Source organism: Halopiger xanaduensis SH-6, assembly GCF_000217715.1.
Lineage (GTDB): Archaea > Halobacteriota > Halobacteria > Halobacteriales > Natrialbaceae > Halopiger > Halopiger xanaduensis.
Genome location: NC_015666.1, coordinates 2,120,510 through 2,146,446, shown reverse-complemented (window position 1 = coordinate 2,146,446; position 25,937 = coordinate 2,120,510). Strand labels below are relative to the sequence as shown.

Sequence of the window (25,937 nt, the reverse complement as noted above, 5' to 3'; positions counted from 1 at the left end):
GGCGCCGGTCTCTTCCGAGACTCGAGGCCGCTGCGTGACGTTTTTTCTCGCCGTAACCGCCCGAGTCGGCACGCGCGAACTCGTCTCTCCGGGAACTGCTCGAGTCGCACCACTCGGCGAACCGTATACTACTAAATGATAGCGGAGTGAACGTTTCGGCGTGTCCCCCGGAAACTCGTCGGCATCGAGTCGGCCCCCGTGTCCCGACTGCGGAGCGACCGTGCCGCCCGACGCGAACTTCTGTCTCCACTGTGGGGTGGAACTGGGGACGGTGGAACCAGCGTACTGTTCGTCGTGCGGGGAAGCCTTCGAGCGCGACGACGAGTTCTGCTCGAACTGCGGGACGCCACGGAAGGGCGTCGAAAGTGACGCGACACGTCCATCTCGGCAGTCGAGACCGCGATCGGACTCGAGCCGGCAGCGACAGGCACGCCGAGCGTTCGAGCGACGCATTCAGCGACACCTCGACGCGGGGTGGGAGCTCCAGCACGATTACGGAGACCGCGTCGTCCTCGTCGATCGGGATATCGGGTCGATCCCCGTCCACGTCGTCCTACTGCTTACCACGGGCGGCGTCGGGAATCTCCTGTACGGCTGGTACCACTACTCGGAGCGCGCCGAGCAGCGCCACCTCTCCGTCGACGATCGGTACACGCCGCCCGCGAACGGTCCGGGTCGGGGACGCGATTCGTCGACGGCTGCCTCCGAACGGATATCGACGGGGTCGGCGTACGTGATGACGGCGACGTTCCTGTTCGTCGGCGCCGTGTTGTCGCTCGTAGCGCTTCTCAACGGCGCGATCGTTTCCGGCCTCATCGGGCTCGCATTCGCCGCCGTCGGACTCTACGTCGCCCCGGCGTTCAGGCGACGGTTCAAACGCCGCCACGGGATCACCGATTTCGGACGGAAGCGAACCGTGGATCACCGAGTCGTCGGGCCCGACGAAGCCAGCGAAGCCGACGGCGAACGCTGCGTCGTCTGCAACGAGCCGTTCGACGGCGGTCTCGTTCGCCGTCGCCGGGACGAGACGGTCGTCGCGGGATTGCCCGTCCGGACCCACGCGATGGAGCACAATTATTACTGCAGCGAGTGTGCCAGAACCGATCTCTTCGGACCCGGCTCCGACTCCCGCTCCACGCCCGCCTCGGACGTCACATCGGACCTCGAGGGCGACGATTCCGGTGGCGCGACGATCGACGAGGATGCGGACGCAAATACGGAGACGGCTACAGATGCGGCTGCGGATACGATAGCCGACGATCGGGAATGAACTCGGTTTCGATCGAACCGCGGCGCTAAACCGATGCGGGAGGGGCCGCGCCTCGAGCGACCGGCGGACTCGAGCGAGCGCTCGGGTTCTGCGCTACGACTCTACGACTGGCGAGAGCCGACCCCGCGCGCGATAAGCTTCGTGACGTAACTCAACACCAGCAGCGCGACGAGGAGGCCGCCGAGCGCGGCGGGCTGAAAGCCGTAGCGGACCTCGCGAATCGCGTAGAGGACGACCAACGTCCCCATCAGCAGCGCCGTCGCGCCGACCCACCGCGAGACGTAGGCCGGATCGACGCCGCTCGACTCGTCGTAGTCCGCGTGCAACTCGGCCCGGCCGCGGATCCCGATCAGGTAGCCGAGATAGAGGATCGCGAACCCGCAGACGAACCAGACGGCGCCACTGACGTAACTCGGATCGACCATTCGGAACGTGCCGACCTGCGAGCAGCGGGCGAATAAGTCCGGCGATTACGCGGCCAGCCGTCGTATCGAGGCCGTTTATCGCCGATCTCGAGTCAGCTTCCGATAGCCGATCCGACGTTTTCGTATACAAAAGATATTTTTCCGCCGGAGCAAAAGACACTAACATGAGTACCCAGGCTACGGAAGATCGCATCCTCGAGGTTCTCGAAGAGGATGCACAGGCCTCGTACGCCGACATTGCCGAGCGGGCGGGGGTGTCGAAGCCGACGGTCCGCAAGTACATCAACCAACTCGAAGAGGAGGGCGTCATCGTCGGCTACTCCGCCGACATCGACCCGAAGAAGCTCTCGAGCAAGACCATCGCGATGGTCGGGATCGACGTCTCGAGCGAACGCTACGTCGAGGCGACGAAGGCGCTGAAGGACCTAGACCAGATCGAAGCGCTGTACAGTTCCAGCGGCGACCACATGCTGATGGCCGAGGTGCGCGCCGAAGACGGCGACTCGCTGGGCGAGATCATCTCCGAGGACCTCATGGAGATCGAGGGCGTGACCGCCGCGCATCCGTCGTTCTTGCAGGAGCGATTGAAGTAACCGACCGGGATTTCGACGCCGACCGCTCGCGTTCGTCTCGCAGTCCGGAGCCTCCTCGCAGCCGTACAGCCACTTGATCGCGACGAGAGTCGACTAGCGCAGCTGTTCGAGTTCGACGAACGCGTCGATGTCCGCCGAGAGCCAGGTCGTGAGCCGCTCCGAATCGGGACACTCCCGGGGCGTGATCGTACACCGATCGGTGCGGTCCTCGTACCGGACGACGATGGACTCGAGGTCGATCGACTGCGATCGAGGCGGGTACCGGGCCGCCGTCTGCAGTCGCTGTCGGACGCTGTCGGAATCGTATTCGCTCGTTGAGTCCGTCATGGCTTTCGAAACGTCGACGTCGAAGACGCCGTAGATCAACCCACACCAGAAGCCTACAAAGCCGCTGCTAATTGTGGTATTGAGAGCTACTGCTCACTGTCGTCGCGTCCGTACGGGCTGTGAGTCGACGCGCGCCCGACACGCGCCTCTAGTCGCCGGATCTGGGAGGGCGCGGTCGACCAGTTCAGGCGGCCGACCGTACGTAGCTCGCGTTCGTGGTTCTACAGTCGGCTACGGTCCCGAACGTAGCCGACACGAATCCTACTAGATGGCTTTACGGTGGTTAGCCCGCGAGCACCGCATACCGTGTCCCCGACACCGACCACCGACTGCGACCGCAATCCCGATCGGGATCGGGATCGCGACCGTGATCGCGGATCCGCCGAGTCGCCCGGGACGCTCGAGGCGCCGGCCGCCCCTGAGATACGCGAGCCGCTCGCGACGGCGCGCGAGGTCCTCGAGCGGGAGGATCGACAACTGACCGTCGAGCAACGCGCGTTCGAGCGGTTCCAGCGACGCGTCGCAGCGCTCGAGACGGCGGCGCCCCGAGCAACCGCTCCCACCGCTGGTACAGGGCTCGGCGCTGGAATCGGCACCGGAGCCGCCGGTGCCGGCGGCGTCGGAACCGGAACGACGGGCACCACGCTGCACAGTCGACCGTCCGAGGGACTCTCGCAGGTCCGGGACGCGTACGTCGAGACGGTGATGAGCGTTCCCCACTACGACGACCTGTACGACGACACCTGGCTCGAGAGCATCGCCGAGGAGTTCAGCGAGGAGCAGGCGGCGGCGCTCGAGCAGCACGCGCAGCTGCACCCGCGGTTGCAGCGGTCGCTCGTGACCGCGGCGGAACAGGTCGTCGAGAATCGGGCCCAACTCCGCGAGCGCGTCGAGACCGAACGGGAGGCCGTCGACGACGCCGATCGCGAACTGACCGACGTCTGTGAGGACCTGCAGTCGCTGCTCGAGCAGCCGCTGGCGCAACTGGAGTTCAACGCGCTCCGGCTGACGCGGGATCGCCTGGAAAGCCTTCGCGAGCGGTGCGACGACCTCGCGACCGAGCGCCAGACCGCGCTGCAGCGGCGGCGCCAGGAGTACGTGCTCGGCAACGCCGGGACACTCGAGGACTACTTCTACGGGGACTGCGAGCACACGTATCCGATTCTCGCCGCGATCGCCGATCTCGGGGCTGGTATCGAACGCGGGACGGCTGCCGTGGATCGGTCGCTCGAACAGTTGCTCGAGCGCGAATCGACGGCACATCCGTTCGGTGGGTCAGAATCGTAGCGGGTCGGGTGGGGACGCAGTCGCCGGACGGCGGACTATCGTCGCGTCACCGGGGATTCCAGTTGCAGTCGTTACTCGTGGCCGGAAGCACCGGCGCCGGCGCTCGCGTGGGCCTCGAGGAGGGCGCTGCTGATCGCTCGTTTCCGGTGGCTGAGCTGGAGGTGCGTGAACACGCTGTCTCTGGTGTCGTCGGTGTAGCCACACAGCGGGCAGGCGTGCGTCCGCTCGAGCGACTCGCGCCGTGCGACGGGGGCGGACCGGGCGTCGCGCGGGCCGTCGTCGGGCGCGTCCTCTCGGTCGGCGGTCGTGTCGGGAGTTCGGACCGGGGCGGAGACGGAGTCGGGAGCCATTCGATTGGGGCCACGACGACTCGCCACAAGTCAGTTGCTAGGAGCGCTACGAATCGCCAAGCCCCGCACGTACTGCTACGTACGGCTCGATCGAACTCCGTGCCCCTCTGTTTCGGTTCGTAGTCGGTTCGACACCCGTGCTCGAGTACGGCCGGCCACGTACCTCTCATATAAATATTATTTTTAAACGGGGTCGTGAACCGCGGTATGTATCGACGATCCCCCTGTGCGTTTCGGCGCGCGAACCGACGGCGCGGTTCTAACCCCGTCGCCGATCGACCGTCGACCGATCGGGGCGCGGGACGATGACGGGCGACGAGTACGGCCTCGCCGACGTCGGCGACCGAGTGCTCCTCGGCCGGCTCGAGGAGCCTCGATCCGAGCGGGCGACGACGCTCGCGGTGGTCGGCGACCCCCATATCGCAACCCGGTCGCAGGGGACCTACCGCGTCTTCCACCGGACCGAACAGCGGCTCCGGGCCGTCATCGACGACGTCAACGAGCGCGCGGTCGACCTCGTGCTCTTCCCCGGCGACCTCACGAAGGACGGCGAGCCCTGGAACTACGACCGCGTCGACGCCCTGCTCGAGGAACTTGAGCGGCCGTTCATCGCGACGCCGGGGAACCACGACCTCCAGAAGTGCGACGACGACCACCGGTGTCCGTCGGCGACGGCCTTTGGGAAGCGGTACGGAGCGACGTCGTTCCCGTTCCACCGCGAGGTCGGCGGGATCGACCTCCTCGTGCTCAACAGCGCAGCCGGCCCGGACGGGCCGTACGCCGAAACGCACCGCGGGCGCCTCTCGTCGGCTCAGCTGGAGTGGCTCGACGACCGGCTCGCGGACGCATCGGTCCCGATCGTCACCTGCCACCACAACCCGCTGCCGGTCGTAACCGACCCGCTCTGTCACGCGGATCCCTGGCGCGCGTTCACGATGCGCGATCGCGGTCGCGTTCGATCGCTCCTCGAGCGCCACGGGGTCTCGCTGGTCGTCACCGGCCACCACCACCTGCCGTCGTTGGTCAGACGAAACGGGCTGTGCCAGCTCATCGCGCCGGCGATCGCGTCGTTCCCGCAGGCGTACTGCCTCCTCGAGATCGACGAGACGGGGACGAACGTCTGGTTGGTCTCGCACGCGACCGAGACGGGCCGGGCGGAGGCGTACGACCTGGCCGCCGACGGACCGCCGTTCTGGCGGGCGGTGCTCGGGATCACCGAGAACACGCTGGCGAGCCTGCCGCTGCTCTACGAGCCGACGCAGCTGGACGACGCTGCGCTGGCCGGCTGAGTCACGCAGCGGAAAGTCGGGAGCCAGTCCGTTCGGCTCGTTCGCGGTTCGCCTCTATCGCCATCCTTATCCGTTCTGGCCTCGGACCCGACCCAACCCAACCCAATCCAACCCCGATCCCGGCCGCCTGGAGAGTCGCCGGTCCGATTCTCGAGAAGGGGAACTACATATTGATACATATCAGAACGTACCGATATCCTGTTACAGTCTCTCGCACTGTTATCACAGGGGAATCAGTATTCGATCATACTGCTATTATAAACCCGTTTAATGACGTCATGTCTCAACTCAGGTGATGTCAAACGATTCGGAGCGCCAGGCTGGCGGCGTATCACGTCGAAAATACCTACTGGCATCTGCTACCGTGGGGGCGGCTGGACTCGCTGGGTGTAGCAGTAGCGGCGGCGGGAACGGAAATGAAAGCGGTAACGGAAACGGCAATGGAAACGGGAACGGCGACGGCAACGGCAATGGCAACGGCGACGGGGGATCGTCGAACCCGAGCACGCTGAGCGCCGAGGGGTCCTCGACGGTGTACCCCATCTCGAACACGGGGAGTTCCTACTGGAACTCCAACGCGCCGCCGTCCGACGGCGAATACTGGGGTTCCAACGACGAGTCGTCGGTTCCCGGCTGGGACCAGATCGAGACCGACAAGAACATCGCCGACTACTTCGCGGGCCTGTACGGCTTCGAGGAAACCGGCGAGCGGTCGAACCCGCCGTTCAGCACGCAGGTCGCGCTGAGCCACTCCGGAACCGGTTGTGAGGCCGTCCGCGACGGGCTCGTCGACATCGGTAACTCCTCGGGGCCGATCACGGCGGAGCTCGATATCAGCGAGGAGGAGCGCGACGAGAACTACGTCGACCACGTCGTCGGCCGCGACGGCCAGCCGGTCTTCGTCAGCCAGGAGGTCTACGACGCCGGCGTCGAGCAGCTCACCGGCGAGGAGATCCGCGGGATCTACCAGGGGGACATCGCCAACTGGAGCGAGGTCGGCGGTCCCGACCAGGAAATCTACGTGGTCGGCCGCGCCGAGGGTTCGGGAACCGACACCACCTTCCGACTGAACATGCTCGGCGACGCCGACGCGGAGATGGACGTCGACACCCGCCTCGGCCAGAACCAGCAGGTCCAGCAGGTCCTCCAGGACAACGACAACGCGATCGGCTACATGGCGCTGGCGTTCGCGGGATCGGGCATTCAGGCGGTCGCCATCGACTTCGACGGCACCGTCTACGAGCCGGATCCCGACGCCGAGAACACCATTTACGACGCCGAGTATCCGCTGAACCGCGACCTCCACATGTACACGACGATCACCGACGACACGCCGGAGGGAACGGACATGCGCGAGGCCGCGTTCCTCAACATGTTCCTGACCGAATTCGGCCAGCAGGTGTTCGTCGAGGACGAGAACTACATCACGCTGCCGACGTCCGACCTGGAAGCCGAGCGGGACAAACTCCCCGATCAGGTGTAGACGGCCGGCCGTGCGGACACCGACTTCGCGGTTCGATTGACAGAGATCATGAGTTCTGCAAAGAGACTATGAGTTCAGTTACTGATACGGAGGTCGGCAGTTGGGGAGAGCGAGTCGAGCGGCGGGTCGGCCGGACTCGAGAGTTCGTCGCCGAGACGGAACCGGAGGCGCTGGCGGTCGTCGGCCTCTCGATGGGGGCGCTTCTGGCCGCGTTCGCCGGATTCCTGTTGGCGTCGCCGTGGGCGGCCGTCCCGTTCGCCGCGTTTCTCGCGTCGACCGGCTACGGCTGGATACGATACCAGGCGCTCACCGCCCGGGCGATCACCTTCGCCATGACGACGGTGACGCTCGTCACGCTGGGGCTGATCGTCGTCTTCATCTTCCTCGAGGCGATTCCCGCGTTCCGGTACGAGAGCGCGACCGTCTTCGGCGTCTCCGTACCCGGACTGGGAATGTTCACCCAGACGCGGTGGAGCCCCACTTCCGAGCCCGTTCGCTACTCGCTGCTGCCGATGATCCACGGGACGGTGATGGTAACGACAATCGCGACGCTGGTGGCGGCCCCGCTGGGCGTGGCGGCGGCGCTTTTCATCGCCGAGATCGCCCCGCCGACCGTCCGAGAACTCGTCAAACCGGGAATCGAGATACTCGCAGGCATTCCGTCGATCGTCTACGGTTTCATCGGGTTCACGATCATCAACCCGTGGGCGAGCGACGAGTTCGCGCTCAACGGCGGCTCGACGTACCTGTTCGTCGGGCTGGTCGTCGGACTGATGGCGCTGCCGACGGTCGTCTCCGTCGCCGAGGACGCCCTGACGAGCGTCCCGGACTCGATGAAAGACGGGTCGGTCGCGCTCGGCGCCACCGACTGGCAGTCGATGACGTCGATCACGCTCCCGGCGGCGTTCTCGGGCGTCTCGGCGGCCGTCCTGCTCGGCGTCGGTCGAGCGATCGGCGAGACCATGGCGGCAACCGTAATGCTGGCCGGCATCCAGCGGATTCCCGAACCGATAACTAACGTCTTCTACGGCTACGAGACGCTCACGTCGCTGATCGCCGCTAACTACGGGCACGCCAACAACGTCTTCGAGAGCGCCCTCTTCGCCGCGGGCGTCGTGCTGTTCGTGACCGTCCTGTGTCTCAGCATCGCCTCGCAGTACATCGAGGCGCGCATGCGCCGACGCCTCGGGGGTGTCGAGTAATGAGCCGCGCGACCGAAACCGCGCTCGTTCGCGACGGCCGCAGCGGTTACGAGGGTGCCGCCATCGCCGCGGTCGGCCTCTCCGGGCTGACGTTCGCCGTCGCGCTCGTCGCCTTGCTCGACGTCCTCGAGATCACCGTTACCGTCCCCGTCGCCGGCGTCGCGCTGTCGACGGCGCTGGGGGCGGCGCTGCTCGTGCTCGGACTCGGCGTCGTCGGCTTCGGTCTGACCTCGCGGCTGGGCTCCGTCGACACCGGCCCCCAACCGAGCGCGGGCCTCGTCGCCGCGGTCGCCTTCACCGGCGTCTGGTTCGCGGTCGGTTCGCTGGTCGCCGGCGCCGCCGGCCTCGGCACGGTGGGTTCGACGACCGTCGGCGGGGTCGTCGGTGCGGTCGCGTTCGCCGCGACCGCGTTCCCCCGCGAGGACGTCGGCTCGACGCTGCCGGCGGGGGGCTTGGCCGTCCTCGGCGGACTGGCGCTCGTCACCGGCGTCGTCGGCCCCGGCTGGGAGTGGGAACTCGTCGACTACAACGCGACGCTGTTCGGCGACACCGCCGTCCCGTTCCTCGCGATGTTCGTCTCGCTGCTCACCGGCTGGGCGGCCGCCAAGGCCTACGGCGGATTCGGCGCCCGCGGGCGAAACGTCGGCGCGTACGTCCTGATCTATCTGATCGTCCTCTCGATCCTCGCGGTGCTGGTCGGCCTCCTCGCCTTCGTCGCGGTCAAGGGACTCCCCGGACTGTTCAACGGGTTCTCCGTCGGCGGCGGAACGCTGATCAGGTGGCCCTTCCTGACGAACGGCGCGTCGCTGTTCGCCGACGTCGCCGGAGTGTTCCCCGCGCTCGTCGGCACGATCTGGCTGGTCGTCGGCGCCGTCTTGTTCGCGGTACCGACCGGCGTCGGCGCCGCGGTCTTCCTCAGCGAGTACGCCGAGCAGGGCCGGTTCACGGGCGTCGTCGAGATCGCGACCAACGGCCTCTGGAGCACCCCCAGCATCGTCTTCGGCCTGTTCGGCGCCGCCTTCCTCATTCCCCGATTCGGCAACCAGAAGTCGCTGCTCGCGGGGATGCTGACGCTCGGATTCATGCTGCTGCCGCTGGTGCTGATCACGAGCCGCGAGGCGATCCTGGCCGTCCCCGACGAGTACCGCGACGCCAGCGCGGCGCTGGGCGTCTCCAAGTGGCAGACGATCCGCAGCGTCGTCCTGCCCGCGGCGATCCCGGGGATCACGACCGGCGTCATCCTCGGCGTCGGCCGCATCGCCGGGGAGACGGCACCCATCCTGCTGACGATGGGCGGCGGCGTCCTCCCCGGAAAGGAGGCCGCGCCGAACGTCATCGGCGGCTTCCAGTTGCACGCTTCGCCGCCGTTCGTCACCAACCCCGCGCTGCTCGAGTCCACGAGCGCGCTGCCCTACCAGCTGTACGCGCTCATCACGGCGGGGCTCAGCGGCAACATCGAGAGCCCCGAGCAGTTCGCGTGGGGGCTCGCGCTGACGCTGCTGCTCGTCGTGTTGGCGTTCTACGCGATCGGCATCGCGACGCGATACTACTTCAGAACGAAACTCCACCAATGAGCCGAACGAACCCTGCAGAAACGACCGAGACGACCGATTCGACGGAGCAGACGGACGGACGGACGGTCTCGACGACCGCCGGCGAAACCGTCGAGGAAACGCGCCCCGAGTGGACCGACTACGACGCCGACGGCGAGACGAAACTCGCCGTCGAGAATCTGAACGTCCACTACGGCGACGATCACGCACTGAAGGACGTGTCGATGGAGATTCCCGAACAGAGCGTGACGGCGTTGATCGGTCCGTCCGGCTGTGGCAAGTCGACGTTCCTGCGCTGTCTGAATCGGATGAACGACCGCATCCGCGGCGCCCGCGTCGACGGAACGGTCGAACTCGACGGCGAGGACATCTACCAGGACGGCGTCGATCTCGTCGAGTTGCGAAAGCGCGTTGGGATGGTGTTCCAGAACCCGAATCCGTTTCCGAAATCGATTCGGGAGAACATCTCCTACGGGCCGCGGAAACACGGCGACATCGAGACGGGACTGCTCGCGCGGCTGACCGGTCGCGCCGAACCCGAGCGCGAGTCGAATCTCGTCGAACGCTCGCTGAAGCGGGCCGCGCTCTGGGAGGAGGTCAACGACCGGCTCGAGGACAACGCGCTGGGGCTGTCGGGCGGCCAGCAACAGCGCCTCTGTATCGCCCGGTGTCTGGCGGTCGGTCCGGAGGTCATCCTGATGGACGAGCCGGCCTCCGCGCTGGACCCGATCGCCACCTCGAAGATCGAGGATCTCATCGAGGATCTCGCGGAGGACTACACGGTCGTCGTCGTCACCCACAACATGCAACAGGCCGCGCGGGTTTCCGATCAGACCGCCGTCTTCCTGACCGGCGGCGAACTCGTCGAGTACGACGACACCGATAAGATCTTCGAGAACCCCGAAAGCCAGCGCGTCGAGGACTACATCAGCGGCAAGTTCGGGTGAGACGCGTGGCGCGCGAGGACTACCGCGAGTCCCTCGACCGGTTGCGGGCCGACGTCGAGTCGATGGCGGAAACGGTCCTGACCCAGCTCCGGCGGGCGCTGACGGCGCTCGAGGACGGCGACGAGGCCCTGGCCCAGGCGGTGATCGACGGCGACGACGTCGTCAACGACCGCTACCTCGACCTCGAGGGCGACTGCATCGACCTGCTCGCGCTCCAGCAGCCCGTCGCCTCGGACCTGCGGTTCGTCGCCGCCTCGTTCAAGATCCTCACCGACCTCGAGCGGATCGGCGACCTGGCGACGAACCTCGCCGAGTACGCGCTGGCCGACGACGAAGGGGCGTTCTCGGAGATCGATATCTCCGGCATCGGCGAGGACGTTTGCGAGCAGGTTCGGGCGGCCGTCGACGCCTACGTCGCGGACGACGCCGACGCCTGTCGGACGATCGCCGCGCGCGACGACGAAATCGACGCGCTGTGTCAGCACGCCAGCGAAGCGGTCGTGCGCGAACTGATCGCCCGCGAGGTCGACGCCTGGGACGTCGAGCGGTTACTGGACGACGTCTCGCGGGTGCTGCTGACGATTCGCGACGTGGAACGGATCGGCGACCACGCCGTCAACGTCGCCGCGCGGACCTACTACATGGTCGAGAACGATCCGGCGCTGCTTTACTGATCGGACTGCTTCTTCGAGCCGCGCTGTTTCGGCCGGACGAGTGTCGGCGACGAGAACTAGACTCGAGAAGGAGATGACTCGGTATCGCCCTGTGAACCGAAACGTCGTTACCCGCCGTCGGGTCGGTGCTCCTCGACGACGGCCTCGACGGCGACCCAGTCGACCGGCGGCTCGAACTCGTCAAGCGCCTCGTCGATCGCCGCCACCCGGTCGCCGAAGCGCTCGCGCCACGGGGGTTCGGTACGGTCGGCGAGCCGCTCGCCCAGCCTCTCGCGGCGCGCCGCAAGCTCGTCGAGCCGCGGTTCGACGTCCGACGGGGGATCGGCACCCTCGCGGCCGGCCCACTCCCGGAGCGTCGCCAGTTCCGCCCGCAGATCCGCCAGCAGCAGTTCGGTGACGCGGCGTTGGATCGCCGCCTGCGCCCACGTGACTGCCGGATCGGTCTCGCCGTCCGCGACGTCCTCGAGATCGGACGCCTCGCTCCCCAGCCCGTCGACGACGTCCTCGAGTTCGTCCAACGACCGTTCGAGCGCGTCGATATCGTCGGCGAGGTCCCCGGCCCGGCGGTCGGGCTCGTCGAGCCACGCGTCGAACGACTCCAGGTCGAACGCGAGGTCGTCGGCGGCGCGCTGCACTTCGGTGGCCGCAGCCGTCATCTGCCGAATTTCGCGGGCGAGCTCGTAGAGGTCGCCGTCGCGCTTGCGGTCGACGATCGACTGCAGTCGATCGCCGAGTCCGGCCGCGCGGTCCTCGACGGTCTCGAGCCGCGCGGCGAACCCCTCGAGGCGCGCTGCGACGACGTCCAGATCGGCGACGGGTTCGGCGGCGTCGCGGGCGTCGTCCAGCGCCGCCGCCGCCAGTTCGGCGCGCGTCTCCGCGGTCGTGACCACCTTCGACGCGTTCGCGAGCGCGTCGTCGACCGCCGCCCGGCGGACGACGCCGTCGTCGGCGACGACGGCGAGCGTCTCGCGTACCGTTCCGGACTCCGACGACCCGTCGGCGACGGCGTCGACCGCCGCCTCGAGCGATAGCCCGTCGAGGTCCGCACGGCGCTCGCCACGTTCGTACTCATCCATGGCCGACCGTTACGACCGAGAATCCGTTATTCGTTCGGTCTGAACGGAGCCGGAACGGAACGCATGGCTCTCGCCGTTCGAGAATCTTGTTAGTCCCAGTTCTGGAACAGATCCCTATATACTAATACCTATATCTACGTTTGTCAGTGTGTGGCTATCTGATGATACGTCTAGAAATGTTCCGGATATAGCCGATATCGGGTGCAAGAAGCGGCAGTATGCGACCACTCTATAGATCCAGGTAGATTTATATTCGTCCCGTTAGAACCGCGACACATGGAGACACGCAAGGTCCAGGTGACCGGTGGGTCGACGTACACCGTTTCACTGCCGAAGGACTGGGCGACCGACAACGACGTCAGCAGCGGTACCATCGTCGAAATCTACTCCGAGGACGACACGCTCCTCGTCACGCCGAAGAGCGACGCCGACCACCAGGAGGGCACGCTCGAGGTCTCCACGCTCGAGGACGAACAGCTCGTCCGCGCCCTGCTGACGATGTACGTCAGCGGCTTCGACGTCATCCGCCTCGAGGCGAACCGGATCACGACCGAGCAGCGCCGGGCGATCCGCAGCGCGATTCAGGGGCTCATCGGCGTCGAGGTCGTCGAGGAACAGACCGACTGCGTCGTCGTCCAGGACCTCCTCGATTCGTCGGAGCTATCGATCGTCAACGCCGTTACGCGCATGCGGCTGATCGCGAACTCGATGCTCGCCGACGCCGTCACCGCCCTGGTCGAGAACGACGACGACATCGCCAACGACGTCATCGACCGCGACGACGACGTCGATCGGCTCTTCCTCGTCGTCTCGCGGATCTTCCGGGCGACGCTGCGCTCGCCGCGTGCCGCTGAGGAACTCGGCCTCCCCCGGGAGGACTGCTTCGACTACCACTCGAGCGCCCGCCAACTCGAGCGCGTCGCGGACCACGCCGTCAAGATCAGCCAACTGGCGCTCAAACTCGACGAGATTCCGGAGGAAGTCGCCACCCCGCTGCTGGAACTGCACGCCGACGTCGAGGACATCCTCGAGACGTCGATGGACGCGCTGTTCGCCGAGGACAGCGACGAGGCGACCGCACAGAGCCACGACGCCCTCGAGGCCGTGCCGGCGATCGACGAACACACCCGCCGAATCGACGACATCCTCCGCGATCTGGATCCGGTGATGGCCCAATCGCTCGGGCTGATCCTCGACTCGCTGTCCCGGAGCGCCGACTACGGCGGAAACGTCGCCGAGACGGCGCTGCAGAAGGCTGCACCGCGGCCCTAACGGGATCGATCCAACCGGAATCCGCATCGTCTTCGAACCCGTCCGTCTCCTCCGACGGCGCTCCGTCTCCCGTCCCGGTCTCCACCGACGCTCCGCTCTCCGGACCGTCCCCCGCGTCTCGAGCGGGTCACACTACCGACGCGGTCGCTTTTCACGATCGCGGGCGTATCGACGCCCATGCCCACCTACGAACGACGCACTCGAGTCCGCGCGCCGCTCGAGGACGTCTGGTCCTTTCACTCGCAGGTCTCCGGCCTCGAAACGCTCACGCCGGACTGGATGCGGTTGCGCGTCGAATCCGTCGTCGGCCCCGACGGCGATCCCGACCCCGACGTCCTCGAGGTCGGGTCGGAAGTGACGCTCTCGGTTCGCCCCTGCGGCGCGGGGCCGCGCCAGCGGTGGACGTCGGTCATCACCGAGCGCGAACGGGGTGACGGGGCGGCCTACTTCCGCGACGAGATGGTCGACGGCCCGTTCGACGAGTGGACGCACACGCACGCGTTCTACGCCGACGGCGAGGCGACGATCGTTCGGGATCACGTCGAGTACGCACTTCCGCTCGGTCCGCTGGATTCGTCGGGCCCGCTCGCGGCGGCTGCGACGCCGTTCTCGTCGCTCGGCTTCGAAGCGATGTTCCGCGACCGCCACCGGCGGACGCGGGAGTTGCTCGAGTAGCCGTCACCGTTGCAAGGCCGCCGTCGCGAGGCCACCGTCGCAAGGCCGTCGCAAGCGATCGGAGCCGATTTTCGGGAACCGAACCACGCTCGTTTTGCCGTCCAAGCCGGTACTGTGCGTATGACTCGACTCGAGGGCACGGGCGATCCCATCACGCGGCGGCAACTCCTCGGCGCGGCGGGCACCGGAACGGCGATCGCCGCCGCGGGGTGTCTCGGCGGCGGAAGCGAGGACGACACAGGATCCGGGGACCGCAGCGACGAAGAGGTGGGCGAGGGAGCGACAAACCGCTACGGGGAGAGCCTCGTCGATCACCCCGGCGACGAGCCGATCGCGTTCGTCGACGGCCAGCACTGTCCGGTCTGTCGGATGACGCCCGCCTCGTATTCGGGCTGGCACTGCCAGCTCGCACACGAGAACGGCGAGGGCGCCGTCTTCGACACGCCGGGCTGTCTGTTCGCGTACTACGCCTACCAGCCGGTCGAGGAACCCGTCACCGCCGGCTGGGTGATGGGTATCGAGGCCGACGACCTGATCGACGCCACCGAGGCCCACTACGTGCTCGTCACCGACTCGGAAGCGACCGCCGACGAACCCATGGGCCCCAATCCGCGCCCGTTCGCCGACCGCGAGGACGCCGTCGCCTACCTCGAGGCGTGGGAGGCGGAGGACCTGACGGAAGAAGACGTCATCTCCCTCGACGACGTCAGCCAAGAGCACGCCGAGATCTACCGCGGAAGCCGGCTGCCGTAGTCCGTCTCGCCTCTCTCTTTCTCACCTTCCCCGACCGCCGCAAACCCGTAACGTAACCCGTTTCCCGTTCCGATTGCATTCTCGAGCCGTGTCCGGAATCGACCGCGAGGTGACCCCGTACGCCGCGCTCGCCGTCGCCGTCTTCGCCGCGAGTACGAGCGCGATCCTCGTCCGCTGGAGCGGGGCGCCGAGTTCGGTCGCGGCGTTCTACCGGGTGCTGTTCACGACGGCGGTCGTCGCGCCCGTCGCCCTCCTGCGCCACCGCGGGGAGTTCGCGCGGCTCTCGCGATCGGACCTCGCCGGCGCCGTCGTCGCCGGCGTGGCGCTCGCCGTCCACTTCGCGGCCTGGTTCGAGAGCCTCAACTACACGAGCGTCGCCGCGAGCGTGACGCTCGTCCAGACCCAGCCGATCTTCGTCGCGCTCGGCGCCGGGCTCGTCCTCGGCGAACGAATTAGCCGCGAAACGGTGGTGGGGATCGCCGTCGCCGTCGTCGGCGCCGCTGCGATGTCGTTCGGCGACGCCGGGCGGGCGCCGCTGTCCGACGCGACGGCGCTCGGCAACGCCCTGGCGCTACTCGGCGCCGTCACCGTCGCGGGCTACGTCCTCGCCGGGCGGTCGATCCGCCAGCGCGTCTCGCTGTTTCCCTACGTAACCGTCGTCTACGCGGCCTGCGCGGCAACCCTGTTCCTCGTCGTCGGCGCGCAGGGCCACGACTACGTCGCCTACCCCGCCCGCGAGTGGCTGCTCTTCCTCGGCATGGCCGTCGGCCCCGGCGTCTTCGGCCACACGGTCGTCAACTGGGTGCTGAAGCACCTCGAGTCGGTCGTGGTCAGCGTCGCCTGGCTGGGCGAGCCGGTCGGCTCGGCGCTACTGGCCGCACTCCTGCTGGCAGAGATTCCCGACGCGATCACGGTCGGCGGCGGACTCGTCGTCCTCGGGGGGATTTACGTGACGACGATCGAACGCGAACGCGATCGCGGCGGTGCCGAGACGGAGACCCCCACCGACTGACCGTTATCGTCGATCACCGCTCGTCACCGCGTCCTCGAGTCGCAGTCACGCCGGGTCCGTCGCATCGCTCGTAATGCCGTGTGGCGCTTGGCTCGACAGCATAGCCGCCCCTATTGCTACTCGTCGGCGTCCGTCCGATCGCCGACGTCCTCCCGCGAGCGAATCTCGGCTTCCGGTTCACCGTCGGTGAGTTCGGTCGGATCGACCTCGAGGTCCCGTTCCGCGTCTTCCTCGACTGACTCGAGCTCGTCGGCGTCGACTCGTTCGCCGCTGCCGCCGGTCTCGTCGATAGGGTCCTCGGTCTCGGGATCGACCGCGTCGCTGTCCTCCATCTCGCCCATCGGATCGACTTCGTCGGCCGGCTCCGCCTGCTCCGGCGCGTGGTGCTCCTCGTCGGGGTCGGGTCGCGTTCGGGAGTCCGATCCCGTCTCCGCGGCCGGCTCGTCGGGTGCCGGCTCCGCGCCCGTCTCGGGGGTCGACGTCGTGCGGTGCTCGGTCCCCAGCGTGGGGTCGCTCTGGTCGGTGGCCGGCTCGGTGACGGACGACTCGACCGACGTGCCGGGTGAGTAAGCGCTGTCCGCGGATTCGTCGGCGTCCGCGTCCGGTGCGGACTCGTCGTCGATCGCGCCCGCGTTCGATTCGATGCTCTCAGCCGGCAGTTCCGCCTCGAGTCGCACCGCCTCGTCGGTGATGTCGCCGACGGCGTCGTCCGCGAGCGGGACGGTATCGGCGCCGCCGTCCCAGTCGAGGACGGCCTTGATCGAGTCGACTGCGTCCGCCGTCGGATCGACGTAGGCCGTCTCTCGGTCGACGTTCGCGACGGTACCGACCCGCTCGCCGGTCGCGCTCTCGACGCGCTTGCCGATATCGTCCTCGGTAAAGGTCGTCATACGCGGAGTCTAGCGGCGTCGGCGGGAAGGTACCCCGCCTGCACAGGACGGGAAATCGATCCGGGCGGCCGTCGGTCTACCCGTCGACGGCGGACGGTGATTTCTTTGCGCCGGCCCGCCCAGCACGGGTATGCACGTCGTCGTCAACGCCGCCACGAGCGCGGACGGGAAGCTCTCCTCGAGACGCCGGGAACAGATCGCGATCAGCGGCGAGGCCGATTTCGAGCGCGTCGACCGGCTCCGGGCCGACAGCGACGCCGTCGTCGTCGGCGCCGGCACCGTCCTCGCGGACGATCCGCACCTGACCGTCAAGGACGCCGACCTGCGGGACCAGCGAGTCGAGGACGGCGAGGCCGCAAATCCCGTCCGCGTCGTTGTCGATTCGAAAGCCCGGACGCCGGTCGACGCCGAAATCCTCGACGACGCGGCCGAGACCTACGTCTGCGTGAGCGAGGCCGCACCCGTCGACCGGCGAATGGATCTGGCTAACCGTGGCGCGGAACTCGTCACCGCCGGCGACGACCGCGTCGACCTCCTGCGCGCGTTCGCGGCGCTGCAGGAGGCCGGCCTCGAGCGGCTCATGGTCGAGGGCGGCGGCGAACTCATCTTCTCGCTGTTCGAGGACGGGCTGGTCGACGAGTTGCGGGTGTTCGTCGGACCGAAGGTGATCGGCGGCCGCGACGCCCCCACGCTGGCCGACGGCGAGGGGTTCGTCGAGGACTTCCCGACGCTCGAACTCGAGTCGGTCGAGCGACTCGATGACGGCGTCCTGTTGACGTGGCAAGCCGGCGGCCGCTAGCCCGGCGGCCGGCGACCGGCGACCGCGCCCCGTCACATCTTTCCTCGCGCGACGCCTACGGAGTAACATGGAACGAGCAACGTTCGGCGGCGGCTGTTTCTGGTGCGTCGAAGCGGCCTTCAAGGAACTCGAGGGCGTCGAATCCGTGACCTCCGGCTACGCCGGCGGCCACGTCGAGAACCCCACCTACGAGGCGGTCTGTCGGGGGGAAACCGGCCACGCGGAGGTCGTCCAACTCGAGTACGACCCCGACGCGGTCGCCTACGAGGACCTGCTCGAGGTCTTCTTTACGATCCACGACCCGACCACGAAGGACCGCGAGGGCCCCGACGTCGGCTCGCAGTACCGGTCGGCGATCTACGCCCACGACGACGACCAACTCGAGACCGCGGAGCGGTTCGCCGAGGAACTCGAGAACGAAGGGCTCTACGAGGGAATCGTGACCGAAATCGAGCCGGTCGAGGAGTTCTACGAGGCCGAGGAGTACCACCAGGACTACTTCGAAAAGAACCCCAACGACGCGTACTGTTCGATGCACGCGGCGCCGAAGGTCGAGAAGGTTCGCGAGAAGTTCGGCGACGACGTCGCCGCGACGCAGTAACTGGTTCGGAATCTGAGCGACCGGTGCTTCGGTCTCCAGGGACCGCCCGGCACACGAGGGGCTGATGCCTATCCCGAACGCCGGCGAACGGCTCCGTATGGTCGACGATCGACCGTCGTCGGAGGCTGTCCGATCGAAGCCCGAGGCCACTCACGGCCGCAACGGCAGATCGGGACCGACGCTTGTCGCCGGATTTGTCGCCCTCACGCTGCTTGTCGTTGCGGTCGTCCTCGGTCTCCGACGGCGAGAGGAGCCGGGCCTCGAGCCACCCTTCTAATAACCGATCCGCTAGCCGCGAGCACAGCCGAAGCAAGACAGCGAACGCACACCCGGCGCGCCGCATAACCGCTCTCCCAGTTTTCAAGCCGTGCCTTTTCGGACAGGGGTGTCGGAGTCGCGGGCAATGGACGAACAGAGCGAGCCGACCGGCGACGACACACCTGTGATCCGCGTCGCCGGCGGCTCTCGGAGCCGACGGCGGAAGCACCGCGCGCTCGAGGAGGTTCGGTCGGCGGCCGAGGACGGTGATGCGACGGTCCTCGAGACGGGACCGACCGGACTCCAGCGCTACGAACCGCTTATTCTCCTCACCCGCGACGGCCGGACGGCGTTTCACCCGGCGCCGGTGACCGGCCGCCTCGAGTCGCTGGTCGAAACGCTCGAGCGGGGCGGCCTCCCGACGGACGATGCGGTCGCGGTCGTCGACCACGAGTCCGAGCCGTCGTCGCTGCCGACGCCGGACGAGGGGGCGCTCGCGGTCGGACGCCGCCGCGTGCTCGGTCGCTGCGGCTGGTGCGAGCCCGCATCGGTTCCCGTGAGCGACGACTCGGCAGCCGAACTGGCCGGCGATGAGCGCGAGACAGCCCTCTCTCGCGTCCGCGAGATCGGCCTGCTGGGTCGCGGCCGCGGCGACTGGTGCGCCGACGAGCCGGTCCACGAGGAGTGGAAACTGGCCCGCGAGGCCGCCGCTGAGGGCGGCGAGGACCGCGAGCCGGTCGTCGTCGTCAACGCCAACGAGAGCGACGACCGCAACGAGACCGACCGGACCCTGCTCGAGGGCGCGGCGGGCGAGGTGATCGACGGCGCGCTCGCGGTCGCCGAACTCGTCGGCGCCGCGGACGTCGTGGTTTACTGCAACGAGAACGACGAGCAGGCTCGCGAGCAAGCCCGCGAGGCCGCCCGGAACGCAGCCGAGACGCTCGGCGAACGCCTCGAGCGGGAGGAACCGCCGGAGGTCGTCGTCGGCCCCGACCGCTACATCGCCAGCGAGCCGACGATGGCCCTCGAGGCGATGGAGGGCAACGACCGCCTCGAGGCGCGTCTCCGGCCGCCCTCGCCGGCCGAACACGGCCTCTACGGGCGACCGACCGTCGTCCACACGCCGCGGACGGTAGCGCAGGTTCGTCAGGCGATGCTCGAGCCGCACGCGTTCGACGCCGACGACGCCGATCCCGGTACCCGCCTCGTGACCGTCACCGGCGACGTGGACGCGACGGCGACCGTGGAACTGCCGACCGGCGGGACGCTCGAGGCCGTCCGCGAGGCCGTCGACCTCGAGGGGCGGTTCAAGATGGCTTGCGTCGGCGGCCAGTTCGGCGGCTTCGCGCGGTCGCTCGCCCACTCGCCGTCGGCGCCGGCGCTCGAGGGGGCCGGTCTCGGAACGGAAGGAATCGTCGAACTGCTGAACGAGGACACCTGCGTTCTGGCGGCGGCCGGACGCCGGTCGAACTTCGCGATGGAGGAAAACTGCGGCCGGTGTGTCACCTGCCGCGAGGGCTCTCAAGAACTCACACAGATGCTGCGAGACGTCTACGCCGGCGAGTACCGGGACGCGAAGATCCGCGAGTTGACCCGCGTGATGGGCGCGACGAGCATCTGCCAGTTCGGTCGGACGGCGATCCGCCCGGCGGTCACGGCGATGCGCGAATTCGAGCGCGAAGTCGCCGCCCACGCCGAGGGGCGCTGTCCGAGCGGGGAGTGTGCGGCCGGGAACGGCGGCTCCAACTCTGGAACCGGCTCGAGTGCCGACGCCGAGATCAGCACCGACGGGGGACGAACGCGATGAGAAGCGAGGATCCGGCGAGCCACGTCGACGACGTCGAAACCGAGCGGCGATCGACGGCGGTCGAGCGGCTCCCGTCGGTGCCGAACGTGGCCGATCCGCGGCCGAGTACGCCGCTGACCGAGCAGTTCGAGACCGGGACGGCGAACGATCCCGACGTGAGATCTGACGGTGCCAATGCCGACGGTTCCGGCGAAGATGGGGAACCGACGACGCTCGAGATCGACGGGACGCCGGTCACCGTCCCGCCCGGCTCGACGATCATCGACGCCGTCGAGGAAGCGGAGCCGGCCGACGAGATCGCCGCGCTCTGTTACTACGATCGGGATACGGAGCAGGCCGACGCGATCGGTCCCCGAGGCGAGTGCCGAACCTGTACCGTCCACACCGAAGACCACGGGCTCGTACCGGCCTGCTCGTTCCCGGCCGAGGACGGCCTCTCGGTCCGAACCGATCAAGACGACGCCGCGGAGGCCCGCGAGGTGAACCTCGACCTCCAGCTGTCGGACCACAACCTCCGCTGTACGACCTGCGGCCAGAACGGCCGCTGCGAGCTCCAGGACACCTCGATCGAGCAGGGCGTCGAGGAACCCCGCTGGGGCGTCTTCGAGGACCGCGACGAGTACGAGCCGCTGGACGACACCTCGCCGGCGATCCAGATCGACCGCAACAAGTGCATTCTCTGTAACCGCTGCGTCGAGGCCTGCAACGACGTGCAGGTCGAGGGCGTCCTCCGCATGGAGGGCCACGGGCAGGACACCCGCATCGCTTTCCAGAACGGCGAGGAGACCTTCGACGAGTCCACCTGCGTCTCCTGCGGCCACTGCGCGACCGTCTGCCCGACCGGCGCCCTCGTCGAGCAAGGGCTAACCGACATCGCGACGATGCCCCTCCCCGGCTTCACCCAGGAGAACTCCATCGGGAAGGTCTTAGAGAGCCCGAAGGCCGAGACGGCCGACGTGACGGAGGCGCCGAACCGCGACTTGCCCTACGACGCGGGCGACGGCGCGGGCGCCACGGCCGAAGACGAGGATCTCTCGGGCGTCGCCCGCTACATGTCCTTCGCGAGGGCTCGAGCCGGCGACGCCAAGCGCCACGCGAGCGATACCGTCCGGCGGGCCGGCGACCGCGCCCTCGAGGAGGCCGAGCACGTCGCCGAGCGGGTCGCCAGCGAGTCGATGTCGGCCGGGAGCCTGTTCGCCGTCGCGACGACGATCGGCGACGCGCGCCTCTCGCGGGTCGAGAAGGCGGAGACCACCTGCAACTACTGCGCCGTCGGCTGTCGCTTCGAACTCTACGGGAAGGACGGCGAGGTCGTGGGCGTTCGGCCCGCCGAGCCCGAGTCGACGCCGGCCAACGACTTCTCGACCTGCGTGAAGGGGAAGTTCGGCTACGACTACGTCGACGCCGAGGACCGCCTCGAGACGCCCCTGATTCGGAGGGAAGACGCCGGCGACGGCCCGGTCGGCCGCGACGGCTTCCGCGAGGCGTCCTGGACGGAGGCCCTCGAGCGCGTCTACGACGGACTGTCCGAAATCCGCAAGGAGCACGGCAGCGAGGCGCTCTCGGTGATCTCCTCGTCGAAGACGACCAACGAGGAGAACTTCCTCTGCCAGAAGTTCGCCCGCCAGGTGCTGGGGACGCCCCACGTCGACAACTGCGCGCGGCTCTGTCACTCCTCGACGGTGGCCGCGCTGAAACAGACCGTCGGCTACGGCGCGATGACCAACCGGATCAACGAGGACGTCGGCGAGACCGACTGCTACCTCGTCACCGGCTCGAACACGACCGAATCCCACCCCGTCCTCGCGACGCGGATCAAGCAGAACGTCCGCGACGGCGCGGAGCTGATCGTCTTCGACCCGCGCGAGATCGGCCTCGCGGAGCACGCCGACCAGTACGTCCGGACGACGCCCGGCGAGGACGTCGCCTGGATCAACGGAATGATCCGCTACATCGTGAAGAACGACCTCCACGACGAGGCGTTCGTCGAGGAGCGGACGAAGCACTTCGACGAGCTGGTCGAGAAGGTCGAGCCGTTCACGCCCGAGCAGGTCGAGGAGCTGACGGCCGTCCCCGCCGAGGAACTGACGAAAGCGGCCGAGACGATCGCTACCGCGGACACCTGCATCTTCGGCTGGGCGATGGGGCTGACCCAGCACACCACCGGGACGCGCAACGTTCTGGCCATCGCCGACCTCGCGCTGGTGACCGGCAACCTCGGCAAACCCCGCGCCGGCCTCTCGCCGTTCCGCGGCCAGAACAACGTCCAGGGCGGCGGGGGCGACATGGGCCCGGCGCCGCACAATCTGCCCGGCTATCAGGATCTCGGGGACGAAGAGGTGCTCGAGAAGTTCGCGGACGAATGGGGCGAACGACCGCCGAACGACGTCGGCCTCCGGCTCCCAGAGCAGTTCCACGCCATCACCGACGGTGACCTTCACGGAACGTTCATCATGGGCGAGAACCCCGTTCTCTCGGAGCCCAACATCGACAACGCCCGGCGGGCGCTCGAGGAACTCGACTTTCTCGCCGTCCAGGACATTTTCCTGACCGAGTCGGCCGAGTACGCCGACGTCGTGCTGCCGGCCGCCTCCGCCGCCGAGAAGTCGGGTACCTTCACCAACACCGAGCGGCGCATCCAGCGGGTCCGGCCCGCGGTCGAACCGCCGGGCGAGGCGAAGGCCGACCGGAAGATCCTCGATCAACTCGCGCGGCGATTCGGCTACGATTGGGACTACGACGGTCCCGCGGACGTGATGGACGAGATCAACTCCCTCGTGCCGATCTACGGCGGCGTCACCTACGAGCGCTTAGAGGAGCAGACCAAGGGCATCCAGTGGCCCTGTTTCGACGAGGACGACCCCGGGACGCCCTACCTCTACGAGGACGAGTTCAACTTCGAGGACGGGAAGGCGCGGTTCGTCCCGGCCGATTACGCGAACCCGCCGAAAATGCCCGACGAGGAGTACCCGCTGACCCTCTCCTCTGGGCGGGTACTGTACCACTGGCACACGGGGACGATGACGCGCCGCGTCGGGACGCTGATGAACCACGTCCCCGAGAGCTTCGTGACGATCCACCCCGAGATGGCCGAGCAGTTGGGCGTCGAGAACGACGAGTACGTCCGCGTCCAGTCCCGACAGGGCGAGATCGTCGTGAAGGCGAACGTCGAGGGCACGTCCGATCCCGGCGTCGTCTTCATCCCGATGCACTTCCGGCAGGGCGCGATCAACGAACTCACCGAACACGAGCTCGACCCGACGTCGTACATCCCGCAGTACAAGGTGACGAGCGTCCGCGTCACGCCGCTGGACGTCCCGCCCGAGGAAGCGGCCAACCTGGTCTCGCCGACCCCGGGTCAACTCGAGGGGCAGGACGGCGACCCCGAAGACGTCGGCGGGCGGCAGGCCGACGACTGACCGGCGTTCGTTCGCGCCGCCGACCACCGGCGGTCCGGCGTTCGGAGCCGACTGACGGTCACCTCGAGCCGAAATAGCTATTTGCCGACCGGCGAAATCGGCCTCGGTGAACGAGACACGGCTCCAGTTCTGGTCGCTCTACCTGTCGCGGTTCGCGGAAGGGTTCGGCTTCATCACCCTCGTCACGCTGTTGCCGTACTACATCAACGTCCTCGAGCCGACTGACACGACGCTGCCGGTGCTCGGGCTGACGATCAGCGCCGGGCTCATCGTCGGCCTCTACACGTCGGGCTTTACCATCGCACAGACGGTCGCCGTCGTCCCGCTGGCCTGGGCCGGCGACCGGTTCGACAAGCGAACCGTCCTGCTCGTCGTCCTCGGACTCGGCGCAGCCGTCTACGCGCTGTTTCCGATCGTCGACTCGAGCGCCACCTTCATCGCCATGCGTGCGCTGCAGGGGATCGTCGTCACCGGCTCCGGCCTGATGGGGCTCTCGCTGGTCGGCCAGATCGCCGACGTCGGGACGCGAGCGAACTACATCGGGAAGGCGAACGCGGCCAACTTCGCGGCGTCGATCGTCGGCAGTCTCAGTGCCGGTTCCCTGTACGAGGCCTTCGGATTCGGGCCGATCTTCACGATCATCGCCGCGCTCATGGTCGTCGGCTGGATCGGCACGATGCGGTATCTGGAGCCGGACGAGACGCGCGTCTACGGGTTCCCGTTCTCGGATCTGGCGCTCAACCGGCGCATCCTCACGCTCTCCTCGTTCCGGTTCCAGTACGCCTTCGCGGTGACGCTCGTGCGAACCTGGGTGCCAATCTTCGCAGGCGTTTCCGCCGCCAGCGGCGGGCTGGCCTACGGCGGGCTCGCGGTCTCGCTGACCGTCGCGATGGAGAAGTTCACGAACATGTGCTGTCAGCCCTTCACCGGCCGGCTCTCGGACGGCTACGGCCGCGCGCTGTTCGTCTTCGCCGGCGGCGGCGCGTACGGGCTCGTCGCCTTGCTCGTGCCGTTCGCACCCGGGATCGGCGCGGCCGTCGGTGCTCCGTCGGCAATCGTTCTCGGCGTTCCGGACGTTCTCGCCGGTCTGGTGTTGCCCGGCTGGCTCCCCCTCTCCCTCGAGGCGATACCGGCACAACTGACGCTGTTCGGCGAGGTGTCTCCGGCGTTCCTCCCGCTCGTCGCGCTGTCCGGCCTGCTGGGAATCGCGGACAGCTTCCGCGAACCCGCGAGCATGGCGCTGTTCGCCGACGAGGGGACCGAGGACGGCGGCGTCGCCTCGAGTTTCGGCATCCGCGAACTCATCTGGCGACCGGGCAGCGTCGTCGCGCCGCTGCTCGGCGGTTGGCTCATGTACGAGATCGGAATGGCGTCGGTGTTCTACGTCGGCGGCGCGTTCGCGCTGACCGGCGTCGCGACCTTCTTCGTCATTCTGGTGTGGCTGCACGGGACTGACGCGCTCACCGAGTGGTAATCCTCGAGTCGACTTCAGGCGAAAGCTCCACCTTGAAGAGCCGCTTCGTGCTCGTCTTCACCGCTATGTCCGTCGGCGAACTCGGTCCCTAGGTGTGGTAACGGCCAGTCCGGACACCGACCTCGAGACGATCGCGGAGCGACTCGAGTCCGAGCAGGTGGGTGCGATCGTCATCACGGACGACGAGAAGCCCGTCGGTATCGTCACCGACCGCGATATCGCGCTCGCGCTCACCGACTACGACGACCCGGCGTCTACCTCGGTCGAGGGGGTGATGACCGAAGATCCGGCGACGCTGCGGTCCGACGAGGAGCCGATCGAGATCTCGCGCGCGATCGAGGAGCACAACGTTCGCCGGTTCCCCGTCGTCGACGAGGACGGCAAACCCGAGGGAATCGCGACGTTCGACGACCTCGTGGCGACGCTCGGCGAGCAACTCGACAACGTCGCCGACACGATCGAAGCCCAGTCGCCGGCGTACAGTCCCTGATCGGCCGCCCG

General features: G+C 67.8%; 24 protein-coding genes and 1 pseudogene. 20 read left to right on the top strand and 5 right to left on the bottom strand.

Translation table 11 applies throughout. The features are described from left to right. Positions 1 to 160 precede the first annotated feature (160 nt). Complete coding sequence (locus HALXA_RS10485) at positions 161 to 1,270, top strand: double zinc ribbon domain-containing protein (RefSeq protein ID WP_013880326.1); 1,110 nt, start codon at positions 161 to 163, stop codon at positions 1,268 to 1,270. A 101-nt stretch (positions 1,271 to 1,371) separates the two neighbouring features. On the opposite strand, the gene HALXA_RS10480 is transcribed toward HALXA_RS10485, so the two are convergent. Next, the gene (locus HALXA_RS10480; protein WP_013880325.1) at positions 1,372 to 1,695 is read right to left on the bottom strand and encodes a hypothetical protein; all 324 of its coding nucleotides are present in this window, start codon (positions 1,693 to 1,695) and stop codon (positions 1,372 to 1,374) included. A gap of 164 nt (positions 1,696 to 1,859) precedes the next feature. On the opposite strand from HALXA_RS10480, the gene lrpA1 reads away from it, so the two are divergent. Then, positions 1,860 to 2,288 carry an HTH-type transcriptional regulator LrpA1 gene (gene lrpA1 / locus HALXA_RS10475; RefSeq protein WP_013880324.1) on the top strand — a complete coding sequence of 143 codons (429 nt, stop codon included), beginning with the start codon at positions 1,860 to 1,862 and terminating at the stop codon, positions 2,286 to 2,288. A gap of 93 nt (positions 2,289 to 2,381) precedes the next feature. On the opposite strand, the gene HALXA_RS10470 is transcribed toward lrpA1, so the two are convergent. Next, complete coding sequence (locus HALXA_RS10470; protein ID WP_049895447.1) at positions 2,382 to 2,615, bottom strand: DUF7511 domain-containing protein; 234 nt, start codon at positions 2,613 to 2,615, stop codon at positions 2,382 to 2,384. Between the two features lie 306 nt (positions 2,616 to 2,921). On the opposite strand from HALXA_RS10470, the gene HALXA_RS10465 reads away from it, so the two are divergent. Continuing rightward, positions 2,922 to 3,902, top strand: a complete 981-nt coding sequence (locus HALXA_RS10465) for a DUF7260 family protein (protein ID WP_013880322.1) — start codon at positions 2,922 to 2,924, stop codon at positions 3,900 to 3,902. A gap of 71 nt (positions 3,903 to 3,973) precedes the next feature. Here the strand turns inward: HALXA_RS10465 and HALXA_RS10460 are convergent, their stop codons facing one another. Continuing rightward, positions 3,974 to 4,252 (bottom strand): hypothetical protein, encoded by a 279-nt coding sequence (locus HALXA_RS10460; protein WP_013880321.1) that lies wholly within the window; start codon positions 4,250 to 4,252, stop codon positions 3,974 to 3,976. Positions 4,253 to 4,557: 305 nt separating this feature from the next. Between HALXA_RS10460 and HALXA_RS10455 the strand changes: the two genes are divergently transcribed. The 6 genes from HALXA_RS10455 (at position 4,558) to phoU (ending at position 11,400) form a co-directional block, all read left to right on the top strand. Beyond that, on the top strand, positions 4,558 to 5,541 hold the full coding sequence (locus tag HALXA_RS10455; protein WP_013880320.1) for a metallophosphoesterase family protein: 984 nt from the start codon (positions 4,558 to 4,560) through the stop codon (positions 5,539 to 5,541). A 295-nt stretch (positions 5,542 to 5,836) separates the two neighbouring features. Further along, positions 5,837 to 7,024: a substrate-binding domain-containing protein gene (locus tag HALXA_RS10450; protein ID WP_013880319.1), complete on the top strand. Its 1,188-nt coding sequence runs from the start codon at positions 5,837 to 5,839 to the stop codon at positions 7,022 to 7,024. A 68-nt stretch (positions 7,025 to 7,092) separates the two neighbouring features. Continuing rightward, on the top strand, positions 7,093 to 8,226 hold the full coding sequence (gene pstC, locus HALXA_RS10445; protein ID WP_013880318.1) for a phosphate ABC transporter permease subunit PstC: 1,134 nt from the start codon (positions 7,093 to 7,095) through the stop codon (positions 8,224 to 8,226). Beyond that, a complete protein-coding gene (gene pstA / locus HALXA_RS10440; protein WP_013880317.1) occupies positions 8,226 to 9,800 on the top strand; it encodes a phosphate ABC transporter permease PstA in 1,575 nt (524 codons plus the stop codon). The genes pstC and pstA overlap by 1 nt, the downstream gene beginning before the upstream one ends. Then, positions 9,797 to 10,726, top strand: a complete 930-nt coding sequence (gene pstB / locus HALXA_RS10435) for a phosphate ABC transporter ATP-binding protein PstB (RefSeq protein WP_013880316.1) — start codon at positions 9,797 to 9,799, stop codon at positions 10,724 to 10,726. Before pstA ends, pstB begins: the two co-directional genes overlap by 4 nt. Positions 10,727 to 10,731: 5 nt before the next feature. Beyond that, the gene (gene phoU / locus HALXA_RS10430) at positions 10,732 to 11,400 is read left to right on the top strand and encodes a phosphate signaling complex protein PhoU (RefSeq protein ID WP_013880315.1); all 669 of its coding nucleotides are present in this window, start codon (positions 10,732 to 10,734) and stop codon (positions 11,398 to 11,400) included. A 107-nt stretch (positions 11,401 to 11,507) separates the two neighbouring features. Here phoU and HALXA_RS10425 read toward each other — a convergent pair whose 3' ends face one another. Further along, the gene (locus HALXA_RS10425; protein WP_013880314.1) at positions 11,508 to 12,476 is read right to left on the bottom strand and encodes a hypothetical protein; all 969 of its coding nucleotides are present in this window, start codon (positions 12,474 to 12,476) and stop codon (positions 11,508 to 11,510) included. Between the two features lie 276 nt (positions 12,477 to 12,752). Here HALXA_RS10425 and HALXA_RS10420 point away from each other — a divergent pair, with 276 nt between their 5' ends. The 4 genes from HALXA_RS10420 (at position 12,753) to HALXA_RS10405 (ending at position 16,188) form a co-directional block, all read left to right on the top strand. Next, positions 12,753 to 13,748, top strand: a complete 996-nt coding sequence (locus HALXA_RS10420) for a phosphate uptake regulator PhoU (protein WP_013880313.1) — start codon at positions 12,753 to 12,755, stop codon at positions 13,746 to 13,748. Positions 13,749 to 13,925: 177 nt separating this feature from the next. Then, positions 13,926 to 14,423: an SRPBCC family protein gene (locus tag HALXA_RS10415; protein WP_013880312.1), complete on the top strand. Its 498-nt coding sequence runs from the start codon at positions 13,926 to 13,928 to the stop codon at positions 14,421 to 14,423. Positions 14,424 to 14,543: 120 nt separating this feature from the next. After that, positions 14,544 to 15,176 carry a nitrous oxide reductase accessory protein NosL gene (locus HALXA_RS10410; protein WP_013880311.1) on the top strand — a complete coding sequence of 211 codons (633 nt, stop codon included), beginning with the start codon at positions 14,544 to 14,546 and terminating at the stop codon, positions 15,174 to 15,176. A gap of 88 nt (positions 15,177 to 15,264) precedes the next feature. Further along, positions 15,265 to 16,188, top strand: a complete 924-nt coding sequence (locus tag HALXA_RS10405; RefSeq protein WP_013880310.1) for a DMT family transporter — start codon at positions 15,265 to 15,267, stop codon at positions 16,186 to 16,188. A gap of 116 nt (positions 16,189 to 16,304) precedes the next feature. Here the strand turns inward: HALXA_RS10405 and HALXA_RS10400 are convergent, their stop codons facing one another. After that, on the bottom strand, positions 16,305 to 17,078 hold the full coding sequence (locus HALXA_RS10400) for a hypothetical protein (protein ID WP_013880309.1): 774 nt from the start codon (positions 17,076 to 17,078) through the stop codon (positions 16,305 to 16,307). A 130-nt stretch (positions 17,079 to 17,208) separates the two neighbouring features. Between HALXA_RS10400 and HALXA_RS10395 the strand changes: the two genes are divergently transcribed. From HALXA_RS10395 to HALXA_RS10365, 7 genes and pseudogenes are all read left to right on the top strand, one after another. Continuing rightward, complete coding sequence (locus HALXA_RS10395; protein ID WP_013880308.1) at positions 17,209 to 17,877, top strand: 2,5-diamino-6-(ribosylamino)-4(3H)-pyrimidinone 5'-phosphate reductase; 669 nt, start codon at positions 17,209 to 17,211, stop codon at positions 17,875 to 17,877. A gap of 67 nt (positions 17,878 to 17,944) precedes the next feature. Beyond that, the gene (gene msrA / locus HALXA_RS10390; protein WP_013880307.1) at positions 17,945 to 18,478 is read left to right on the top strand and encodes a peptide-methionine (S)-S-oxide reductase MsrA; all 534 of its coding nucleotides are present in this window, start codon (positions 17,945 to 17,947) and stop codon (positions 18,476 to 18,478) included. Positions 18,479 to 18,575: 97 nt separating this feature from the next. Next, positions 18,576 to 18,755, top strand: coding sequence for a hypothetical protein (locus HALXA_RS10385; protein ID WP_148263638.1), 180 nt, complete (start codon positions 18,576 to 18,578; stop codon positions 18,753 to 18,755). A gap of 126 nt (positions 18,756 to 18,881) precedes the next feature. Continuing rightward, positions 18,882 to 20,543 carry an NADH-ubiquinone oxidoreductase-F iron-sulfur binding region domain-containing protein gene (locus HALXA_RS10380; protein ID WP_013880306.1) on the top strand — a complete coding sequence of 554 codons (1,662 nt, stop codon included), beginning with the start codon at positions 18,882 to 18,884 and terminating at the stop codon, positions 20,541 to 20,543. After that, positions 20,540 to 23,962: a formate dehydrogenase subunit alpha gene (fdhF, locus tag HALXA_RS10375; RefSeq protein ID WP_013880305.1), complete on the top strand. Its 3,423-nt coding sequence runs from the start codon at positions 20,540 to 20,542 to the stop codon at positions 23,960 to 23,962. The genes HALXA_RS10380 and fdhF overlap by 4 nt, the downstream gene beginning before the upstream one ends. 106 nt (positions 23,963 to 24,068) lie before the next feature. Continuing rightward, positions 24,069 to 25,436, top strand: a complete 1,368-nt coding sequence (locus HALXA_RS10370) for an MFS transporter (RefSeq protein ID WP_013880304.1) — start codon at positions 24,069 to 24,071, stop codon at positions 25,434 to 25,436. Between the two features lie 65 nt (positions 25,437 to 25,501). Continuing rightward, positions 25,502 to 25,926 (top strand): annotated as a pseudogene (locus tag HALXA_RS10365) (CBS domain-containing protein). Positions 25,927 to 25,937: the final 11 nt, after the last annotated feature.

Coding starts and splice junctions, on each gene's coding strand:
- HALXA_RS10385 (WP_148263638.1), top strand. CDS start 18,576: ATGGTCGACGATCGACCGTCGTCGGAGGCTGTCCGATCGAAGCCCGAG.
- HALXA_RS10410 (WP_013880311.1), top strand. CDS start 14,544: ATGACTCGACTCGAGGGCACGGGCGATCCCATCACGCGGCGGCAACTC.
- HALXA_RS10450 (WP_013880319.1), top strand. CDS start 5,837: ATGTCAAACGATTCGGAGCGCCAGGCTGGCGGCGTATCACGTCGAAAA.
- HALXA_RS10415 (WP_013880312.1), top strand. CDS start 13,926: ATGCCCACCTACGAACGACGCACTCGAGTCCGCGCGCCGCTCGAGGAC.
- pstC (WP_013880318.1), top strand. CDS start 7,093: ATGAGTTCAGTTACTGATACGGAGGTCGGCAGTTGGGGAGAGCGAGTC.
- fdhF (WP_013880305.1), top strand. CDS start 20,540: ATGAGAAGCGAGGATCCGGCGAGCCACGTCGACGACGTCGAAACCGAG.
- HALXA_RS10420 (WP_013880313.1), top strand. CDS start 12,753: ATGGAGACACGCAAGGTCCAGGTGACCGGTGGGTCGACGTACACCGTT.
- pstB (WP_013880316.1), top strand. CDS start 9,797: ATGAGCCGAACGAACCCTGCAGAAACGACCGAGACGACCGATTCGACG.
- HALXA_RS10480 (WP_013880325.1), bottom strand. CDS start 1,695: ATGGTCGATCCGAGTTACGTCAGTGGCGCCGTCTGGTTCGTCTGCGGG.
- HALXA_RS10380 (WP_013880306.1), top strand. CDS start 18,882: ATGGACGAACAGAGCGAGCCGACCGGCGACGACACACCTGTGATCCGC.
- lrpA1 (WP_013880324.1), top strand. CDS start 1,860: ATGAGTACCCAGGCTACGGAAGATCGCATCCTCGAGGTTCTCGAAGAG.
- pstA (WP_013880317.1), top strand. CDS start 8,226: ATGAGCCGCGCGACCGAAACCGCGCTCGTTCGCGACGGCCGCAGCGGT.
- HALXA_RS10460 (WP_013880321.1), bottom strand. CDS start 4,252: ATGGCTCCCGACTCCGTCTCCGCCCCGGTCCGAACTCCCGACACGACC.
- HALXA_RS10425 (WP_013880314.1), bottom strand. CDS start 12,476: ATGGATGAGTACGAACGTGGCGAGCGCCGTGCGGACCTCGACGGGCTA.
- HALXA_RS10455 (WP_013880320.1), top strand. CDS start 4,558: ATGACGGGCGACGAGTACGGCCTCGCCGACGTCGGCGACCGAGTGCTC.
- HALXA_RS10400 (WP_013880309.1), bottom strand. CDS start 17,078: ATGACGACCTTTACCGAGGACGATATCGGCAAGCGCGTCGAGAGCGCG.
- HALXA_RS10395 (WP_013880308.1), top strand. CDS start 17,209: ATGCACGTCGTCGTCAACGCCGCCACGAGCGCGGACGGGAAGCTCTCC.
- HALXA_RS10470 (WP_049895447.1), bottom strand. CDS start 2,615: ATGACGGACTCAACGAGCGAATACGATTCCGACAGCGTCCGACAGCGA.
- msrA (WP_013880307.1), top strand. CDS start 17,945: ATGGAACGAGCAACGTTCGGCGGCGGCTGTTTCTGGTGCGTCGAAGCG.